Raw genomic sequence first — 4535 nt, 5'->3', positions numbered from 1 at the left:
ACAATTAACTTTTTATTGTGGATGGACGTGAATTTTCTGACACAATTAACTTTTTATTCTGGGTGGACGTGAATTTTCTGACACATTGATTAGCACTCAGGGGTCACATTCTGCCATTACGGCAGTTCTGGAGAGAAAAAGATCAAAGGCAGGAAACGACACATTTTAGTTGATACCCAAGGGTTGTTGTTAACTGTAGTAGTACACTCAGCTCAGATACAGGATCGCTTCGGGAGCCAAATCTGTATTTCTTCAAGCTAAACATGATGCCCCAAATCTGAAAATTGTTTGGGCAGATCAAGGCTACCGAGGAAAACTGGAGAAATCAGTGCCAATGGTTTGTGGGTGTAAACTCCCTATTGTTAACAGAACTGAAAAAGGGTTTAAAGTTTTACCTAGACGTTGGGTAGTGGAAAGAACTTTTGCGAGGGCGCGGCCGTAATCGTAGACTTTCTTGCATATTATGAAGAATATTCTCACAACAGCGAAGCCTTTATTCATATTTTAATGATTCGTTTAATGCTCAAACGTTTAGCGATCGCTACTAATACTTCATAATTATTTACAAACAGCCTCTTATCTAGAAGAGCAAGTCAAACAATCTCTAGAAACTGTACCTACTATATTTGTAGGCAAGGATAAGCAGGGCATTTGGTATGGGGATATTTGGGTAGGCAGTGGGGATGATGAAAACTCAATAAGTGCATTACTACTGTATAACGGAATGGCTAAATTGAGTGAGGACTATTATACTTGCCCTGATGGTGATGGTTTGAAAATAGCAGAGAATTTAGCTAGAGAAAAAAGTCAGGTATTTGGGCTGAAAAATGAGAGAAGTTTGTCCAGTTTTGTGAATATTTGATGAAGATAAAATTTATTACCTCTGGAAATCTACTATAAATTTTGCTTATGAATATAACGTATTTCCGTTGTTTCACGGTAAAAACTGACTGAGATCAAATCCTCTGCTTAAATGCCACGAATCTGAGTAATAATAATAGTTTTATTTATTGATTTTTATTAATAAAAAAAGAGTATATATGGGGACGGAGATTACATACTAATTAAGAATTTTTAAGATTATTTTATGATAAAAAATATCTCAAAAAAAGGGTAGGCATCTAAAATATGAAATCGTCAAAATATTTCCTAAACTGAATTGTCTTATTTGAAAAAAAATCCTCTATTTATAAGATTTACCACTATAAAAATTATGGTTTGTAAGTATTTGTAAAATTAATAGGTTTACAAATTTTTACTAGATAAAGATTCAGTAAAGATGCTGATTTTCTATTGCTTTATTTTTGTAGTTAGTGTCATTATGTCAACAACATTTCTTACATAAATTTCAAGCTTTGTTATGATTCAAAAAACTTTATTGATTGCAGTGGGATTAGCTAGTTTAGGTGTATTAAATATCTCAGAGTCTACATTAGCAGCTTCTCTGACAGGCAAAGTAGGAGGTTCGTTCGATTGGGAAGAGACTTCAGGTGGTGATAGAAAAGGAAAGGCTACTTATGAATTTGACAAACAATCAGGTGAAGGAATAATTAAAGGATTTCCTAATAGTCCTGCTCCAATTTTTCTAGGAAAAAAAGTAGTAACAGAAGATGGTGAGACAGCTATAATATTTGGGTTTGAAGATGACCCGGTAAGTCCTTTTAGTTTTTTAGGTGGTAGTGGTGAAGGTTTAGGTATGGGACAATTTCCCATTGGAGAACCGCTACCTCTTGAAACATTTACTTTTATAGCTAGGAACTTAACAATTGCTCATGTACCCGAACCAACTTCTGCTCTCAGTTTCCTAGCTCTTGGAACTCTTGGAGCAGCCTCAACCCTCAAGCATAAACTGAAGCGCTCCAAATCCGCAGATAAAGAGCTAGAAAAAGTTTCATAAGCTAATTCAGTACAAAAATATTTACTAAAACGGTTACATCTTCATAGAAGTTTGTAGGGTGGGCAAGTTTTCCTTTTCTTGCCCACCCTTCGTCATTCATAAAGTATAAAGTTTCATTGAATGACTAACTTGATAAATCCCCCTGATAGGCTGCATTTGTACATCTTGAAATCCAACTGACTTTAACCATTGTCTGATATCTCCTTGAGAATAAACAGGAGAATAAGGTTCTCTAAAAAGTTTAGCCAACCATAAAACATGACGCAATCTTTGTTGATTCCCATCCAGAATCATTAATTGTCCTTGCCAAGTAAGTAGCCGATAAGCTTCTTTTAAAATAGCTAGAGAAATATGAGGTGGCGTTTCGTGCAGCAACATAGAAATAGTGATCACATCAAAACTAGAATCGGGAAAAGTTGTTGCTTCTGCTAACCCTTGTTTCCACTCAATATTAAGGGTTTGCTGTTTGGCTTTATCGTCAGCCATCACTAACATATAAGCAGATAAATCTAAGCCTATTACCTTTGCGCTATAGAAAGTTTTTTTGAGTTCAATTGTCATTGAACCTGTCCCACAACCTAAATCTAAAATGGTTTGAGGTTCACCCTTAATAGAATGAATTAAAGCTTGACGTAACTGTTTTTCACCGAATAAAGTCGCCCAAGATGTCACAGCATCATAGGTTAAAGCAGCGACTGGATTAAGATAACCCTGATTAATGCCGTGAAAATTGACCGATGTATAGTAAGATGGATAAGTCAATCCTAAAGCTTGAAAGCGAGTGACTTCCTTCTCCCAGTCAATGGTTTGATACAATTTTAATTGTTGTGTATCTATCAGATATTTTATCAAAAAATTGGCTAAAAATCTCTGGATTTGAGAAAATAGAACTATCATCATTATCCTAGTCTTAAGCAAGTGAAAAATATGAACATATCAAAAAGTTTACAATGGGGACTCACCAGCATTAAAGTCATCTCTATCATTTTAATCTCAAGTGCGCTCGCATGGGAACTTGCCAATCTTAACGTTTATTTGACTGATTCGCAAATCTCTCCTCATTTAAAATGGATTTTTTGGGTAGAACGTCCTGCTCTTTTGATTCATGGTATTGAGGCTATTATAGGAGGATATTATGCTTCTGTTCAAGGAAAACAGGCATTTTCTTATGGAGTCTATACGTTTTGGGTAGGATTTGTGGGTTTATTAGAATTAATTAATCCAGAAAAAGTATCTTAGTCATTAGCTTTATACTATTTCGATCTTATCACTTATAATTTATCATTTATTATACTCCTCACAAAAGGCTTTAACCCTAATTTGAAGAACAATTACCGCCGTAAAGCTAGACATATTAATCTCACGGGGTGACAAGCAGCTCAAAACTATTGTTGGATAAGGATTTCTTGGATTAAACCTCAGTGGAAAATATGGATTTTTTATTAATGATAATAATAATTATTCTTAGAAGCTGTTTGTAAATAATTATGAAGTATTAGTAGCGATCGCTAAACGTTTGAGCATTAAACGAATCATTAAAATATGAATAAAGGCTTCGCTGTTGTGAGAATATTCTTCATAATATGCAAGAAAGTCTACGATTACGGCCGCGCCCTCGCAAAAGTTCTTTCCACTACCCAACGTCTAGGTAAAACTTTAAACCCTTTTTCAGTTCTGTTAACAATAGGGAGTTTACACCCACAAACCATTGGCACTGATTTCTCCAGTTTTCCTCGGTAGCCTTGATCTGCCCAAACAATTTTCAGATTTGGGGCATCATGTTTAGCTTGAAGAAATACAGATTTGGCTCCCGAAGCGATCCTGTATCTGAGCTGAGTGTACTACTACAGTTAACAACAACCCTTGGGTATCAACTAAAATGTGTCGTTTCCTGCCTTTGATCTTTTTGCCCGCATCATAACCACGCACCCCCCTTTTTCCGTAGTTTTTACTGACTGTAAATCAATGATAGCTGCCGATGCTTCTTTAGTTCTGCCGTGTTTAATTCTCACTTTTTTTCGTAATGTGTCATTGATTTGTTTCCATACTCCATTACGTTGCCAACGATAAAAATAAGTAGCCACTGTCTGCCAAGGTGGTAAATCATGAGGAAGTGCCCGCCATGTACAACCGTTGTGTCAAGCAACGAAAATACCGTTAATCACTTCTGGTATATCAACACTTCTAGACCTACCACCCAAATTAGGTGGAGGAATCAGAGGCTGTAAAATTTCTCACTGTCCATCAGTTAGGTCACTGGGATAGTTTTTTCTTTCCATAGGAGAGACAATCATTATAATCATCATTTTCTTACTTAAGTGTTAAGGCGATCGCTTTATTTCACAAAACTTTACAAACAGCCTCTAAGTATATAGGGGCAACAAAACACACACAAACACATACAATAAATAAAAAAGGAGTGAAGTACCTCAACTATAACGAAGTTTAGTTAAGGCTCCCCCCCCAATCCTAAATGAAACACTTTTAGATGAGGACTCCTTATGCTTTGTGTCAGAGCGATAGTTTTAATAGGTGTATTTGAAGATAGCATCACCCAAAGCTTTCCAGGTTTGGGGACCTACCACTCCATCTACTTTAATATCAGGCGATGGAAAAGGAAAAGTAGCGTTATAATTTT

5 protein-coding genes and 2 pseudogenes are annotated in these 4535 nt (G+C 35.9%); 5 read left to right on the top strand and 2 right to left on the bottom strand.

The features are described from left to right. Positions 1-126: 126 nt before the first annotated feature. From ACP6PL_RS10675 to ACP6PL_RS10660, 4 genes and pseudogenes are all read left to right on the top strand, one after another. A pseudogene (locus tag ACP6PL_RS10675) lies at positions 127-261 on the top strand (transposase); the annotation flags it as partial. Between the two features lie 141 nt (positions 262-402). After that, on the top strand, positions 403-558 hold the full coding sequence (locus tag ACP6PL_RS10670; RefSeq protein ID WP_426545236.1) for a hypothetical protein: 156 nt from the start codon (positions 403-405) through the stop codon (positions 556-558). A gap of 166 nt (positions 559-724) precedes the next feature. Beyond that, a complete protein-coding gene (locus ACP6PL_RS10665; RefSeq protein WP_426545235.1) occupies positions 725-862 on the top strand; it encodes a hypothetical protein in 138 nt (45 codons plus the stop codon). A gap of 498 nt (positions 863-1360) precedes the next feature. Next, complete coding sequence (locus ACP6PL_RS10660; RefSeq protein ID WP_426545234.1) at positions 1361-1897, top strand: PEP-CTERM sorting domain-containing protein; 537 nt, start codon at positions 1361-1363, stop codon at positions 1895-1897. A gap of 96 nt (positions 1898-1993) precedes the next feature. Here the strand turns inward: ACP6PL_RS10660 and ACP6PL_RS10655 are convergent, their stop codons facing one another. Beyond that, complete coding sequence (locus tag ACP6PL_RS10655; RefSeq protein WP_426545233.1) at positions 1994-2797, bottom strand: class I SAM-dependent methyltransferase; 804 nt, start codon at positions 2795-2797, stop codon at positions 1994-1996. A 27-nt stretch (positions 2798-2824) separates the two neighbouring features. On the opposite strand from ACP6PL_RS10655, the gene ACP6PL_RS10650 reads away from it, so the two are divergent. Next, the gene (locus tag ACP6PL_RS10650; RefSeq protein ID WP_426545232.1) at positions 2825-3136 is read left to right on the top strand and encodes a hypothetical protein; all 312 of its coding nucleotides are present in this window, start codon (positions 2825-2827) and stop codon (positions 3134-3136) included. A 246-nt stretch (positions 3137-3382) separates the two neighbouring features. Here ACP6PL_RS10650 and ACP6PL_RS10645 read toward each other — a convergent pair. Next, a pseudogene (locus ACP6PL_RS10645) lies at positions 3383-4128 on the bottom strand (IS5 family transposase). Positions 4129-4535 lie beyond the last annotated feature (407 nt).

This window comes from Dapis purpurea BLCC-M126 (assembly GCF_050015975.1).
In the GTDB taxonomy this organism is placed as follows: domain Bacteria; phylum Cyanobacteriota; class Cyanobacteriia; order Cyanobacteriales; family Microcoleaceae; genus Trichodesmium.
Note: the sequence above shows the minus strand (reverse complement) of the source record. Positions and strands in the feature narration are given on the sequence as shown.